The following is a 14,427-nucleotide window of genomic DNA, read 5'->3' on the forward strand; positions in this document are numbered from 1 at the left end:
CAGGACAGGGAAGGGATTCGCATGGCGCCGATCCGCGTGATGCTCGTCGACGACCAGGCGCTGCTGCGCACCGGCTTCCGCATGGTGCTCTCGGCCCAGCCCGACATGGAGGTGGTCGCGGAGGCGAGCGACGGCGCCGAGGCGATCGAGGCGCTGCGCTCCACCGCCACCGACGTGGTGCTGATGGACGTGCGGATGCCGCGCCTGGACGGCGTGGAGGCCACCCGGCGGATCTGCGCCGCCGAGAACCCGCCGAAGGTGCTGATCCTGACCACCTTCGACCTGGACGAGTACGCCTTCACCGGCCTCAGGGCCGGCGCCAGCGGGTTCATGCTCAAGGACGTTCCTCCTTCCGAACTGCTCACCGCGATCCGTTCCGTGCACAGCGGGGACGCCGTGGTCGCGCCGTCGACCACACGCCGCCTCCTCGACCGGTTCGCCCCGATGCTCCCCGACGCCTCCGCCGCCCCCCGGCACGCCGGACTGGACCGGCTCACCGGGCGGGAGCGCGAGGTGATGGTCCTCGTCGCCCAGGGCCTCTCCAACGGCGAGATCGCCGCCCACCTCGTCCTCTCCGAGGCCACCGTCAAGACCCACGTGGGCCGCATCCTCACCAAGCTCGGCCTGCGCGACCGCGTCCAGGTCGTCGTCCTCGCCTACGAGACGCGCCTGGTCCGCGCCGGCTCCGGGGGGACCGGCGGCGCCCGCTGAGGCCGCGGCCCCCGCTCAGCCCCGGCTCACCCCGCCGACACCCGCCGCGCGAACTCCTCGGCGGCCCCGGCGACCTCCTCCCGCGACCACGCCAGCCCCGGCCCCGCCACCGTCACCTCGGCCATCGAGACGCCCGGCGCGTCCCCCGGCGTCCAGCGGCGGAACAGGGCCGTGCCCGTCTCCTCGGCCAGCTCCGTGACGGCCGCGTCCAGCGCCTTCGCCTCGTACGGCAGCCAGACCTGGAACTGGTGGGTGTGGACCGGCCGGGGGTGGAGCCGGAACCACGGCAGGCCGGCCGCGGTGAACCCGGCGCCGATCGCCTCGGCGACCTCCTGGGCCTTGGCCACGTAGGAGGGGAGCAGCGGCAGGACCGTCTCCGAGCCGTGCAGGGCGGCGAGGGCGGTGGGGAACTGCTGAAAGACCTGGCCGCCGTACCGGTGGCGCCAGGTCCTGGCCTCCTCCACCAGCTCGGCCGGGCCCGCCAGGGCGGCGCCGCCGATGCCCTCCAGCGACTTGTAGAAGGAGACGTAGACGGTGTCGGCGAGGGCGGCGATCTCCTGCAGGGGGCGGCCGAAGTGGGTGGTGCACTCCCAGAGCCGGGCGCCGTCGAGGTGGACCACGGCGTCCCGCTCGCGGGCGGCGGCCACCACCTCCGTCAGCTCCTCCCAGGTGGGCAGGGTGAAACCGGCGTCCCGTAGCGGCAGCTCCAGCATCAGGGTGCCGAAGGGCTCCGGGAAGTCCCGCACCTCGGCGGCGGTCGGCAGCCTTCGCTCCCGCGTCGGGTGGACCGTGCGCAGCCCGCTGACCGAGCCGAGCGCGCCACCCTCGTGCACCTCGGGGTGGGACAGCGGATGGAGCGCCACCGTGTTGTTCCCCGAACGCCCCGCCCAGCAGCGCAGAGCGACCTGCTGGGCCATCGTCCCGGTGGGGAAGAAGGCGGCGGCCTCGGTGCCGAGCGCGTCGGCGACCCGGTCCTCCAGGGCCTCGACCACGCCGTTGCCGTACACGTCCACCGGCTCCGCCAGGTCGTAGACGGAGGCAGCCTGCGCGGGCAGCGCGGCCAGCCGCTCCTGGAGGGTGGCGTCCATGCTGTGGCGCGCGAGGACGCGTTCCGCGCCCCGCAGGGCCGCCGCGCGCCGGGCGTGCGCCTCGCTCTCGCCGGGAGCCTCGCCCTGCTCGCTTCCCTCCGGGACGGGTGACACCCTCCCGGTCCGCTCCGCGGGGTCCGTCACCCTCTGCCGATTCCGCTCGTTCTCGTTCATGCCCCGATGATGTCCCAGCCGTGGGAGAGCGTGGCGGGCGTCGCGGAAGCAGGTGCGGAGGCATTCGGTCCGGTTCGCCGGTCCGGTGCCCGCCGCTCCGGCGCGACCTGCGGAGAGACCAAATGGAGGCTGTCACTCCGCCGGTCGTACAAATATGCACAGCCTGTGGACAACCGCGCGCCCCGCCCGAATGGCCCGCGTTAGCATGACGGAAATCGTCCGGTACCCCCAGCGGACTGGAACGGAAGGCCCCAGCCGAGTGAACACACCCTCCCTCCCCGACCCCCACGACCGCCCCGCCCGCCTCACCGTCGGCGTGGTCGGCGCGGGCCGTGTCGGTCCCGCCCTCGCGGCCGCGCTCCAGCTCGCCGGGCACCGCCCCGTCGCCGTCTCCGGGGTCTCCGACGCCTCCCGGCGCCGCGCCGACGCCCTGCTGCCGGGCGTCCCCCTGGTCACCCCGGCCGAGGTGCTGGCCGCCGCCGACCTCGTCCTCCTCACCGTCCCGGACGACACCCTGCCCGGCCTGGTCGAAGGACTCGCCGCCACCGGCGCCGTCCGCCCGGGCCAGCTCCTGGTGCACACCTCCGGCCGGTACGGGGTCGGCGTGCTCGACCCCGCCCGCCGGGCCGGTGCGCTGCCGCTCGCCCTGCACCCCGCCATGACCTTCACCGGCACCCCGGTCGACGTGCAGCGCCTGGCCGGCTGCTCCTTCGGCGTCACCGCCCCCGACGAACTGCGGCTCGCCGCCGAGGCCCTCGTCATCGAGATGGGCGGGGAGCCCGAGTGGATCGCGGAAGAGGCCCGTCCGCTCTACCACGCGGCCCTCGCGCTCGGCGCCAACCACCTGGTCACCCTGGTCGCCGAGGCGATGGAGCTGCTGGGCACGGCCGGGGTCACCGCCCCCGACCGGATGCTCGGCCCCCTCCTCGGCGCCGCCCTCGACAACGCCCTGCGCTCCGGCGACGCCGCCCTCACCGGCCCCGTCGCCCGTGGTGACGCCGGGACGGTCGAGGCCCACGTCGAGCAGTTGCGCGCGCACGCCCCGCGCACCGTCCCCGGGTACCTCGCGATGGCCCGCGCCACCGCCGACCGCGCCCTCGACCAGGGCCTGCTCAAGCCCGACCTCGCCGCCGCCCTCCTCGCCGTCCTCGCCGACCGCGCCGAGGACGCCGTACCCCGCCAGGCACCCGGCGCCGCCGACGGCGACCACCAGGACGAGCGCCCCGACGGCGAAGACCAGGACGGACAGGACCGATGACCCACCCCACCCCCACCTCCCCGGCGCCGGCCGCCACCCTCGTCCGCACCGCCGCCGAACTGCACGCCGCGCCGCGCCCCGGGCGCCGGGCCGTGGTGATGACCATGGGCGCGCTCCACGAGGGCCACGCCCAGCTCGTCCGCACCGCCCGCGAACTGGCCGGAGACGACGGGCAGGTCGTCGTCACCGTCTTCGTCAACCCGCTCCAGTTCGGCGCGGGCGAGGACCTCGACCGGTATCCGCGCACCCTCGACGCCGACCTGGCCACCGCCCGCGCGGCCGGCGCCGACCTGGTCTTCGCGCCCTCCGTCGACGAGGTCTACCCGGGCGGCGAACCGCAGGTCAGGATCACCGCCGGGCCGCTCGGCGGACTCCTGGAGGGCGCCACCCGCCCCGGTCACTTCGACGGCATGCTCACCGTCGTCGCCAAACTCCTCCACCTCACCCGGCCCGACCTCGCCCTCTACGGCCAGAAGGACGCCCAGCAGCTCGCGCTGATCCGGCGGATGGTCCAGGACCTCAACTTCGGCGTCGAGATCGTCGCCGTCCCCACCGTCCGCGAGGACGACGGGCTGGCCCGCTCCAGCCGCAACCGCTTCCTCTCCCCGGCCGAGCGCCGCACCGCCCTCGCCCTCTCCCGCGCCCTGTTCGCCGGACGCGACCGCCTCGGTGCCCAGGAAGCCCTGCGCGACCGTGCCGACGCGGCCCCCGGCGACGCCGCCCGCGCCGAGGCGCTCGACGCCCTCGGCGAGTCCCGGCTCGCCGCCGACGCGCACGCCGTGGCCCACGCGCGGCTCCCGGGCCCGGCCGCCGTCCGCGAGTCCGCCCGTGCCGTCCTGGAGGAAGCGGCCCGCGCCGAGCCGCCGCTCGTCCTCGACTACCTCGCCCTCATCGACCCGGCCACCTTCGCCGAGATCACCGAGGACCACGAAGGGGACGCCCTCCTCGCCGTCGCGGCCAAGGTCGGCACCACCCGCCTCATCGACAACCTCCCCCTCCACTTCGCACCGCACGGAGCCGCCTCGTGACCGGCCAGCCCTCCGCACCGACCGCCCCCCGCACGGCGATACGGCTGCCCGCGCCCGCCCCGGGCTGGGCCGAGCCCGCCGACGTCGTGGTGGTCGGCAGCGGCGTCGCCGGACTCACCGCCGCCCTGCGCTGCGCCGCGGCCGGACTGCGTACGGTCGTCGTCACCAAGGCGCGGCTCGACGACGGGTCGACGCGGTGGGCGCAGGGCGGGATCGCCGCCGCGCTCGGCGAGGGCGACACCCCCGAGCAGCACCTCGACGACACCCTCGTCGCCGGCGCCGGACTCTGCGACGCGGACGCCGTCCGCCTGCTCGTCACCGAGGGGCCCGACGCCGTACGCCGCCTCATCGACACCGGCGCCGTCTTCGACAAGGCCGACGCGGCGGGCACCATCGCGCTCACCCGCGAGGGCGGCCACCACCGGCGCCGCATCGCCCACGCGGGCGGCGACGCGACCGGCGCGGAGATCTCCCGCGCCCTGGTCGAGGCCGTGCGCGCCCGCCGCATCCGCACCGTCGAGAACGCCCTCGTCCTCGACCTGCTCACCGACGCCGAGGGCCGCACCGCGGGCGTCACCCTGCACGTCATGGGGGAGGGGCGGCACGACGGCGTCGGCGCCATCCACGCCCCCGCCGTGGTCCTCGCCACCGGCGGCATGGGCCAGGTCTTCTCCGCCACCACCAACCCGGCCGTCTCCACCGGGGACGGCGTGGCGCTCGCCCTGCGCGCCGGGGCCGAGGTCTCCGACCTGGAGTTCGTCCAGTTCCACCCGACCGTCCTCTTCCTCGGCGCCGACGCCGAGGGCCAGCAGCCGCTGGTCTCCGAGGCGGTCCGGGGCGAGGGGGCGTACCTGGTCGACGCCGGCGGCACGCGGTTCATGGTGGGCCGGCACGAGCTGGCCGAGCTGGCCCCCCGCGACATCGTCGCCAAGGCGATCACCCGCCGGATGCTGGAGCAGGACGCCGAGCACATGTACCTCGACGGCCGTCATTTCGGCGCCGAGATGTGGGCCGAGCGCTTCCCGACCATCCTCGCCGCCTGCCGCGCCCACGGCATCGACCCGGTCACCGAGCCGGTCCCGGTCGCCCCCGCCGCCCACTACGCCTCCGGCGGCATCCGCACCGACCGCTCGGGCCGCACCACCCTCCCCGGCCTCTACGCCTGCGGGGAGACCGCCTGCACCGGCGTCCACGGCGCCAACCGGCTCGCCTCCAACTCCCTCCTGGAGGGCCTGGTCTACGCCGAGCGCATCGCCGAGGCGATCGTGGCGGCCCGCCCGGCCGGTGCCCCCGCGCCCGTACCGGCCGAGCCCGCCCGGACCGAGACGATCCCGCTCCTCGCCCCCGAGCAGCGGTTCGCGATCCAGCGGGCCATGACGCGCGGCGCCGGAGTGATCCGTTCCGAAGCCTCCCTGGCCGAGGCCGCCGAGACCCTCTCCGCCCTCCGCGCGCAGGCCGGGGACACGACGGCCGAGGGCGCGCCCGCCGAGGCCAAGCCCGCCGAGCCGGGCGCCGAGAGCTGGGAGGCGACCAACCTCCTCTGCGTCGCCCGGGTCCTCGTCGACTCCGCCCGCCGCCGCACCGAGACCCGCGGCTGCCACTGGCGCGAGGACCACCCGGACCGGGACGACACCCACTGGCGCCGCCATCTCGTCACCCGGCTGAACCAGGACCGTACGCTCAGTGTGCACACCACCGACGGAGCCGGTCTCCCGGCCACCGTCCCGGCCGGGGAGACGCCGTGAGCCGTACCGGCGGCCACGCACCGGCCGACCCCCGCCCATCCGGACCCCACCCTCCCCAGGAGCCCCGACCGTGAGCAGCACCCCCGACCTCCCCCTCCACCGGATCGGCGCCCAGGACGAGGGCGGCGGCTGCGGTGACTCCTGCGGCTGCGGGCACGCGCCCGAGGAGAGCGACCTGACCATCGACCCGGCGCTGGCCGCCCTCTTCACCGCCGCCGGCATCGACCCGTTCGACGTCGAGCAGGTCGCCCTGCTGGCGCTCGCCGAGGACCTCGCCGACGGCGAGGACGTCACCACCGTCGCCACCATCCCCGAGTCCGCCGTCGCCGTCGCCGACTTCACCGCGCGGGAGAACGGCACGGTCGCCGGTCTCCAGATCGCCGAGGCGGTGCTGTCGATCGTGGCCACCGAGGAGTTCGAGGTGGAGCGGCACGCCGAGGACGGCGACCGGATCGTCGCCGGCGAGCCCCTGCTGACCGTCACCGCCCGCACCCGCGACCTGCTCACCGCCGAGCGCAGCGCCCTCAACCTCCTCTGTCGCCTCTCCGGCATCGCCACCGCCACCCGCGCCTGGGCCGACGCCCTGGAAGGCACCAAGGCGAAGGTCCGCGACACCCGCAAGACCACCCCGGGCCTGCGCGCCCTGGAGAAGTACGCGGTCCGCTGCGGCGGCGGCGTCAACCACCGGATGTCGCTCTCGGACGCGGCCCTGGTCAAGGACAACCACGTGGTGGCCGCGGGCGGCGTCGCCGCCGCCTTCCGCGCGGTCCGCGAGCGGTTCCCCGAGGTACCCATCGAGGTGGAGGTCGACACCCTGCACCAGCTCCGCGAGGTGGTGGACGCGGGCGCCGACCTGATCCTGCTGGACAACTTCACCACCATCGAGACCGAGGAGGCCGTCGCCCTGGTCGACGGCCGCGCCCTGCTGGAGTCCTCGGGCCGCCTCACCCTGGAGAACGCCCGCGCCTACGCCGAGACCGGCGTCGACTACCTCGCGGTGGGTGCCCTCACCCACTCCGCGCCCATCCTCGACATCGGCCTGGACCTGCGCGAGGCCCGCCTCACCCTCGTCGAGGGAGCGGGCGCCTGATGCTGCTCACCATCGACGTCGGCAACACCCACACCGTTCTCGGTCTCTTCGACGCCGACGAGATCGTCGAGCACTGGCGGATCTCCACCGACCCGAGGCGCACCGCCGACGAACTGGCCGTCCTCCTCCAGGGCCTGATGGGCACCCACCCGCTGCTCGGCGAGGAACTGGGCGACGGCATCGACGGCATCGCCATCTGCTCGACGGTCCCCTCGGTCCTGCACGAGCTGCGCGAGGTCACCCGGCGGTACTACGGCGACGTGCCCGCCGTCCTGGTCGAGCCCGGCATCAAGACCGGCGTGCCGATCCTCATGGACAACCCGAAGGAGGTCGGCGCCGACCGCATCATCAACGCGGCCGCCGCCATGGAACTCTTCGGCGGCCCCGCGGTCGTCGTCGACTTCGGCACCGCCACCACCTTCGACGCCGTCTCGGCCCGCGGCGAGTACGTCGGCGGCGTGATCGCCCCCGGCATCGAGATCTCGGTCGAGGCGCTCGGCGCGAAGGGCGCCCAGCTCCGCAAGTTCGAGGTGGCCCGCCCCCGCAGCGTGATCGGCAAGAACACCGTGGAGGCGATGCAGTCCGGCATCATCTACGGCTTCGCCGGCCAGGTCGACGGCGTGGTCGCCCGGATGGCCCGCGAACTGGCCGACGACCCCGAGGACGTCACCGTCATCGCCACCGGCGGCCTCGCCCCGCTGGTCCTCAAGGAGTCCACCGTCATCGACGAGCACGAGCCCTGGCTCACCCTCATCGGCCTCCGCCTGGTCTACGAGCGCAACCGCCCCCGTATCTGACCGCGCCCCGCGTCCCCGGCCCCCGGCCCCCGTCCGTCCGCCCTTCCGGCGGAGCGGCGGGGGCCGTTCGGTGGGCCCTGACGTGCGGAACCGCGCCACCCCATTTACGTTAAGCGGATTTTGTCTGGTTTGTGCGTATCGTCGGCCCATGCCCACGCCATACGGATTCCGCGGCGGCATGGCGTTCAGCGCAGACGAGCTGCGTGTGCTCCGACGCGCCCTCGCCATCGCCCTCCATCCCAGCACCGCCGACGACGAAGACGTCTCCACCTGTCTGCGTCTGGCCCACTCGGTCGACGAGGCGGTCCACGAGAGTGCCCGGCTCCGTGACTTCCTCCTCGCCGACCTCGCCCGCTACCGGGCGGCCCTGCCGGGCACGGTCGCCGGGTACCTCCCGCTGCTGGAGGAAGCCCTCGGTGCCGGGTACCAGCCGGTTCCCGACGACCTCGCCGCCCTCAGAGCGCTGCGTGGCAACGCGGTGGCGTCCGACCTGCTCGCCCGCTGCCGGGCCCTCGTCGAGCGCGCGGTCCGGGCCAAACTGGCCGGCCACAAGGCCCCGGCCGAGCCCGCACGGGCCACGGTGCCCGCCTCCCGCACCCGCCTGCACGCCCTGCCCGGCGGCGGCGACGCGGCCGAGGAGCGACGCCCGGCCGGACCCGGCCCCGACCGGCGCCCCGCCACGCCCGAGCCGGAGCGCGAGCGTCCGGTCCCCACCCCCGCCGAGGTCTTCCCGCCCAAGCGCAAACCGGCCCCGCCGGAACCCCCAAGAAAGCTCGCCGCCGGCTGACCGGCGCCTCGTCCTCCGCCCCCGCGCCGACACGGCCGGGGGCGGACGCGTGCCCGGGAAGCCGGTGGCTACCCTGGACCCATGGACTACGTCTCCGCGCTTCTGCCTCCCACGGTGATGGCCCTCTTCTTCGGCGGCCTCATCGTGACCATCGTGAAGACCCAGGGTGGCGCCAACAAGGCCAAGGAGGACGCGGCCGTCGACGCCGTCCTCGCCCGCGCCGACCACACCCGGCAGGCCACCGCACCGGCCAAGGACGCCTGACCGGCCCGGTCCCCCGACGCACCCCGCCCGCCGTGCCCCGCCGCACGGCCGGAGCGGGGTTTCCGCATTCCTGGGACGGGGAAGGGGCGATCCCTTTTCGTGCGCCGCGCCATGTCCGCCGGGGAATGCGCCTGTTCCCGCACTAAGGTGCACCTGTGCCTCGGCCCCTGGGAGAACTTGAAGACGCCGTCATGACACGGGTGTGGAAGTGGAACCGTCCGGTGACGGTTCGGGAAGTGCTGGAAGATCTCCAGCAGGAACGATCGATCGCTTACACCACCGTGATGACGGTAATGGACAATCTCTATCAGAAGGGCTGGGTGCGGAGAGAAGCGGAGGGGCGGGCCTATCGATATGCGGCCGTCTCGACCCGGGCCGCGTACGCCGCGGCCTTGATGAACGAGGCGTGGCAGCGCAGCGACAACCAGGCCGCCGCACTCGTCGCCTTCTTCGGCATGATGTCGCCGGAACAACGCGATGCCCTCGGTGATGCGATGCGTGTCATCCAACTTCCCGCGGAAGGGGCCCGGGAAGTCCCCGCGCCACCGGAAGGCGCGGAAGGTGCGGAAGAGTCCGAAGGCGCGGAAGAAGCCGCAGAAGCCGGAGAAGCGCAAGGCCCCCCGGAACCGGCACAAGACTCCGAGGCGCCCTCCGCTCCCGCCGCGCGGGCGGAACTCCCGGAATCGGAGGGCGGTGCCCCCGGGACCGGTGGCGGGCGATAGCGTCGCCGGTATGTCCTCAGGGTCGGCGGATGACTCCGCAGAAGCAGCAGCAGAACACCCGGCCGCGCCGGACGGGGCCGCACCGGGCCGCGCGCCGGGCGGCAATGGCGCACTCCCCGCGAAAGCCCTGAGCGTCCGCCGCGCCCGCACCAGCGACATCCCCGCGGTCCGCTCTCTGCTCGACTCCTACGTACGCAAGGGCATCCTGCTCGACAAAGCGACGGTGACCCTTTACGAGGACATCCAGGAGTTCTGGGTGGCGGAACGCGACGACAACGCCGAGGTGGTGGGGTGCGGCGCCCTTCACGTGATGTGGGAAGACCTCGCCGAAGTCCGCACTCTCGCGGTGAATCCTGAGGTCAGAGGCGCGGGTGTGGGGCATCAGGTGCTCGGCAAGCTCCTTCAGACCGCGCGCTGGCTGGGAGTGCGAAGGGTTTTCTGCCTCACCTTCGAGGTCGACTTCTTCGCCCGTCACGGCTTCGTCGAGATCGGTGAGACACCGGTCGATCACGACGTCTACAGCGAGCTGCTGCGTTCCTATGACGAGGGTGTCGCGGAGTTCCTCGGGCTCGAACGGGTGAAACCGAACACCCTCGGCAACAGCCGGATGCTTCTGCATCTCTGAGCCCCGGAGCTGTACGGCGATCGCCCGCCATTTCCCGAACGCGGCCCGACTGTGGTGAGCTATGTCCGAAACGCGCACGTTTCCGGACCTCATCCCGGACTCTTGCGCGCATCGGTTCCCTCCGGGGGTTTGTGTTTTCCGGTGAAAAGCGGTTTGCTTTCCGGCGTACTGCATATAACAGGGGACGGCGAAACAGCGGACGTCCGCTGCAGCCTCGGCCCTGAAGTTATCGATGAAAGGAAATCCCGTGGCACAGAAGGTTCAGGTCCTTCTTGTCGATGACCTCGACGGTGGCGAGGCGGACGAGACCGTGACGTTCGCGCTCGACGGCAAGTCCTACGAGATCGACCTCAAGTCCGAGCACGCGGAAGAGCTGCGCTCGCTCCTGGAGCGGTACGTGAAGGGCGGCCGGCGCACCGGCGGCCGCAGCACCGGCGGCCGTGGCCGCGCGACCCGCGCCACCTCCGGCGGTTCCGGCCCCGAGACCGCGGTCATCCGTGCCTGGGCCAAGGAGAACGGTTACGACATCAACGACCGTGGCCGCGTCCCCGCCAACATCCGCGCCGAGTACGAGAAGGCCAACGGCTGATCTCCGCTCCTCCCCAGCCTGAGCCGGTGGCACGCGGTGGCCGCCACGCTCACCAGCCGTACGAGGTCGGGGGCGCCGCCGTCGCCCAGACGCGTCAGACCGGGCAGGACGGGCGCGCGCCCCGGCCCGCGGGCCACCGGCGGCCGCAGCCACCGCGCGGCCACCCCGGACCCCGGCAGCCCCGGCGGCGGGGGCGCCACCAGGTGGCCGCCCTCCCCGACACCGCGCAGCTCCGGTACGAGCGGCCCCCACTCCAGCCAGTCGAGCAGCCCCGGCAGCTCGCCCGCGGAGCCGGGTGCCACCAGCAGGTGCATCGTTTCCCCGTCGAGCGCCACCGGCGCCGCGGGGCGCAGCCGGTCCAGCACCTCCCGCCCCGCCGCCGCGGGCAGCGAGAGCGCGTCGAAGGCGGCCCCGGCCGGCAGCAGCGGCGGCGCCCCGCCCGTCACCGCCCACCCCGGCACCCGCGCGTACCACCGGCGCCAGGCGCCGTACGCCCCGTCCTCGCGGTCCGTCGATGTCATGTGGGGGAGAACGCCGGGAACCATCCCGGGGTTACGGAGCGTCGTTACGTGTGTGCGAAGCGTTCGTACGGCGAGAGGTCCGCGCGGCATTCGGCGGCGCAAGGCTGTTCGCCCGTAGCTGAGGGATGGGGGGTGATCGGCATGGACTGCCGGTCGGCGCGGGTAAGAGATGCCTAGTGGGGAGGGGCGCGAGCCTCGTCCGGCCGTCCCGCGTTCGCCATCGGCGTAGTGGCAGTGCGGGTAACAGCTTGGCCTGCGGGAACATCGTCTCGCACCATCGGGTTGGAGCAGTTGTCGGCGTTCGGGGTCAGGAGGCCATCGACGGGTGTCGGCAGTTGGAATGAGCGGTCCCCGCTTGCGGGACTAAGCTGCGGAAGGACAGGGAGGGGACCGACCCCTTACTGCCTGACCGCTCTGAGGAGCGATTAACGATGTTCGAGAGGTTCACCGACCGCGCGCGGCGGGTTGTCGTCCTGGCTCAGGAAGAAGCCCGGATGCTCAACCACAACTACATCGGCACCGAGCACATTCTCCTGGGACTGATCCACGAGGGTGAGGGTGTCGCCGCTAAGGCCCTGGAGAGCCTCGGGATTTCGCTCGAGGCGGTCCGCCAGCAGGTGGAGGAGATCATCGGCCAGGGCCAGCAGGCCCCGTCCGGCCACATCCCCTTCACCCCTCGCGCCAAGAAGGTCCTGGAGCTGTCGCTCCGCGAGGCCCTCCAGCTCGGCCACAACTACATCGGCACGGAGCACATCCTGCTCGGCCTGATCCGCGAGGGCGAGGGCGTCGCCGCCCAGGTCCTCGTGAAGCTGGGCGCCGACCTGAACCGGGTGCGGCAGCAGGTCATCCAGCTGCTCTCCGGTTACTCGGGGGGCAAGGAGGCCGCCACGGCAGGCGGTCCGGCCGAGGGCACGCCCTCGACCTCCCTGGTCCTCGACCAGTTCGGCCGCAACCTCACGCAGGCCGCCCGCGAATCCAAGCTCGACCCGGTCATCGGGCGCGAGAAGGAGATCGAGCGGGTCATGCAGGTGCTCTCGCGCCGCACCAAGAACAACCCGGTCCTCATCGGCGAGCCCGGCGTCGGCAAGACCGCCGTCGTCGAGGGACTGGCGCAGGCCATCGTCAAGGGCGAGGTGCCCGAGACCCTCAAGGACAAGCACCTCTACACCCTGGACCTCGGCGCACTGGTCGCCGGCTCCCGGTACCGCGGTGACTTCGAGGAGCGCCTGAAGAAGGTCCTCAAGGAGATCCGCACCCGCGGCGACATCGTCCTGTTCATCGACGAGCTGCACACGCTCGTCGGCGCGGGCGCCGCCGAGGGCGCGATCGACGCCGCCTCGATCCTCAAGCCGATGCTCGCCCGCGGTGAGCTCCAGACGATCGGTGCGACCACCCTCGACGAGTACCGCAAGCACCTGGAGAAGGACGCCGCGCTGGAGCGCCGCTTCCAGCCGATCCAGGTCGCCGAGCCCTCGCTGCCGCACACCATCGAGATCCTCAAGGGTCTGCGGGACCGGTACGAGGCCCACCACCGGGTCTCCATCACCGACTCCGCGCTGGTGGCCGCCGCGACCCTGGCCGACCGGTACATCTCGGACCGCTTCCTGCCGGACAAGGCGATCGACCTGATCGACGAGGCCGGTTCCCGGATGCGCATCCGCCGGATGACCGCGCCGCCGGACCTCCGCGAGTTCGACGAGAAGATCGCCGGTGTCCGCCGGGACAAGGAGTCCGCGATCGACTCGCAGGACTTCGAGAAGGCCGCCTCCCTCCGCGACAAGGAGAAGCAGCTCCTGGCCGCCAAGGCCAAGCGGGAGAAGGAGTGGAAGGCCGGCGACATGGACGTCGTCGCCGAGGTCGACGAGGACCTGATCGCCGAGGTCCTGGCCACGGCCACGGGCATCCCGGTCTTCAAGCTGACCGAGGAGGAGTCCTCGCGTCTGCTGCGCATGGAGGACGAGCTCCACAAGCGCGTCATCGGCCAGAAGGACGCCGTCAAGGCGCTCTCCCGGGCGATCCGGCGTACGCGGGCCGGCCTCAAGGACCCGAAGCGTCCCGGTGGCTCGTTCATCTTCGCCGGCCCGTCCGGTGTCGGTAAGACCGAGCTGTCCAAGGCGCTCGCCGAGTTCCTCTTCGGTGACGAGGAGGCACTGATCTCCCTCGACATGTCGGAGTTCAGCGAGAAGCACACGGTCTCCCGCCTCTTCGGCTCGCCCCCCGGCTACGTGGGGTACGAGGAGGGCGGTCAGCTGACCGAGAAGGTACGCCGCAAGCCGTTCTCCGTCGTCCTCTTCGACGAGGTGGAGAAGGCCCACCCGGACATCTTCAACTCGCTGCTCCAGATCCTGGAGGACGGTCGCCTGACCGACTCCCAGGGCCGGGTCGTCGACTTCAAGAACACGGTCATCATCATGACGACCAACCTCGGCACCCGGGACATCTCCAAGGGCTTCAACCTGGGCTTCGCCGCCCAGGGCGACACCAAGAGCAACTACGAGCGGATGAAGGCGAAGGTCAGCGACGAGCTGAAGCAGCACTTCCGCCCCGAGTTCCTCAACCGTGTCGACGACGTCATCGTCTTCCCGCAGCTCAGCCAGGACGACATCCTCCAGATCGTCGACCTCATGGTCGGCCGCGTGGACGAGCGTCTGAAGGACCGGGACATGGGCCTGGAGCTCAGCCAGGAGGCCAAGGAGCTGCTCGCCAAGAAGGGTTACGACCCGGTGCTGGGCGCGCGCCCGCTGCGGCGCACGATCCAGCGGGAGATCGAGGACACCCTGTCCGAGAAGATCCTCTTCGGCGACCTCCGCCCCGGCCACATCGTGGTCGTCGGCACGGAGGGCGAGGGCGACGCCAAGACCTTCACCTTCCGGGGTGAGGAGAAGGCCGCGCTCCCGGACGCCCCGCCGGTCGAGTCGGCCGCCGGCGGCGGTCCGAACCTGAGCAAGGAGTAAGCCGGAGCGCCCCCTCGGGGGCGCCCCCGCGCTGAGCCGCCTCCCTGGGCCTGTTCTTCGGAACGGGGCCGGGG

General features: G+C 72.9%; 14 protein-coding genes. 12 read left to right on the forward strand and 2 right to left on the reverse strand.

The features are described 5' to 3' along the window. Nucleotides 1-21 precede the first annotated feature (21 nt). The gene (locus OIM89_RS17300; protein WP_030698883.1) at nucleotides 22-711 is read left to right on the forward strand and encodes a response regulator; all 690 of its coding nucleotides are present in this window, start codon (nucleotides 22-24) and stop codon (nucleotides 709-711) included. 26 nt (nucleotides 712-737) lie between these two features. Here the strand turns inward: OIM89_RS17300 and OIM89_RS17305 are convergent, their stop codons facing one another. Beyond that, on the reverse strand, nucleotides 738-1,973 hold the full coding sequence (locus OIM89_RS17305; RefSeq protein WP_264491407.1) for a threonine aldolase family protein: 1,236 nt from the start codon (nucleotides 1,971-1,973) through the stop codon (nucleotides 738-740). A gap of 259 nt (nucleotides 1,974-2,232) precedes the next feature. Between OIM89_RS17305 and OIM89_RS17310 the strand changes: the two genes are divergently transcribed. From OIM89_RS17310 to OIM89_RS17355, 10 genes are all read left to right on the forward strand, one after another. Continuing rightward, complete coding sequence (locus OIM89_RS17310) at nucleotides 2,233-3,231, forward strand: Rossmann-like and DUF2520 domain-containing protein (RefSeq protein ID WP_175457490.1); 999 nt, start codon at nucleotides 2,233-2,235, stop codon at nucleotides 3,229-3,231. After that, nucleotides 3,228-4,259: a pantoate--beta-alanine ligase gene (gene panC, locus OIM89_RS17315; RefSeq protein WP_264491408.1), complete on the forward strand. Its 1,032-nt coding sequence runs from the start codon at nucleotides 3,228-3,230 to the stop codon at nucleotides 4,257-4,259. The genes OIM89_RS17310 and panC overlap by 4 nt, the downstream gene beginning before the upstream one ends. Then, entirely contained in the window at nucleotides 4,256-6,004 is a 1,749-nt protein-coding gene (locus OIM89_RS17320) for an L-aspartate oxidase (protein WP_175457491.1), read from the forward strand. The genes panC and OIM89_RS17320 overlap by 4 nt, the downstream gene beginning before the upstream one ends. A gap of 70 nt (nucleotides 6,005-6,074) precedes the next feature. Then, nucleotides 6,075-7,094 (forward strand): carboxylating nicotinate-nucleotide diphosphorylase, encoded by a 1,020-nt coding sequence (gene nadC, locus OIM89_RS17325; protein WP_047471004.1) that lies wholly within the window; start codon nucleotides 6,075-6,077, stop codon nucleotides 7,092-7,094. Continuing rightward, nucleotides 7,094-7,891: a type III pantothenate kinase gene (locus OIM89_RS17330; RefSeq protein ID WP_003948895.1), complete on the forward strand. Its 798-nt coding sequence runs from the start codon at nucleotides 7,094-7,096 to the stop codon at nucleotides 7,889-7,891. The genes nadC and OIM89_RS17330 overlap by 1 nt, the downstream gene beginning before the upstream one ends. Nucleotides 7,892-8,069: 178 nt before the next feature. Beyond that, complete coding sequence (locus OIM89_RS17335) at nucleotides 8,070-8,678, forward strand: hypothetical protein (protein ID WP_030698877.1); 609 nt, start codon at nucleotides 8,070-8,072, stop codon at nucleotides 8,676-8,678. A gap of 81 nt (nucleotides 8,679-8,759) precedes the next feature. Next, a complete protein-coding gene (locus OIM89_RS17340) occupies nucleotides 8,760-8,942 on the forward strand; it encodes a hypothetical protein (RefSeq protein WP_030698876.1) in 183 nt (60 codons plus the stop codon). Between the two features lie 191 nt (nucleotides 8,943-9,133). Beyond that, nucleotides 9,134-9,664: a BlaI/MecI/CopY family transcriptional regulator gene (locus OIM89_RS17345; protein WP_229360081.1), complete on the forward strand. Its 531-nt coding sequence runs from the start codon at nucleotides 9,134-9,136 to the stop codon at nucleotides 9,662-9,664. 10 nt (nucleotides 9,665-9,674) lie between these two features. After that, nucleotides 9,675-10,289: an amino-acid N-acetyltransferase gene (locus OIM89_RS17350; RefSeq protein WP_030698874.1), complete on the forward strand. Its 615-nt coding sequence runs from the start codon at nucleotides 9,675-9,677 to the stop codon at nucleotides 10,287-10,289. A gap of 247 nt (nucleotides 10,290-10,536) precedes the next feature. Continuing rightward, nucleotides 10,537-10,878, forward strand: a complete 342-nt coding sequence (locus tag OIM89_RS17355; protein ID WP_003948890.1) for a histone-like nucleoid-structuring protein Lsr2 — start codon at nucleotides 10,537-10,539, stop codon at nucleotides 10,876-10,878. On the opposite strand, the gene OIM89_RS17360 is transcribed toward OIM89_RS17355, so the two are convergent. After that, nucleotides 10,809-11,423, reverse strand: coding sequence for an SCO3374 family protein (locus OIM89_RS17360; RefSeq protein ID WP_247860764.1), 615 nt, complete (start codon nucleotides 11,421-11,423; stop codon nucleotides 10,809-10,811). The genes OIM89_RS17355 and OIM89_RS17360 overlap by 70 nt on opposite strands. A 407-nt stretch (nucleotides 11,424-11,830) precedes the next feature. On the opposite strand from OIM89_RS17360, the gene OIM89_RS17365 reads away from it, so the two are divergent. Continuing rightward, nucleotides 11,831-14,353 (forward strand): ATP-dependent Clp protease ATP-binding subunit, encoded by a 2,523-nt coding sequence (locus tag OIM89_RS17365; protein ID WP_030698872.1) that lies wholly within the window; start codon nucleotides 11,831-11,833, stop codon nucleotides 14,351-14,353. The last annotated feature ends 74 nt before the right edge of the window (nucleotides 14,354-14,427 follow it).

This window comes from Streptomyces sp. BI87 (assembly GCF_025957665.1).
GTDB lineage: Bacteria > Actinomycetota > Actinomycetes > Streptomycetales > Streptomycetaceae > Streptomyces > Streptomyces albidoflavus.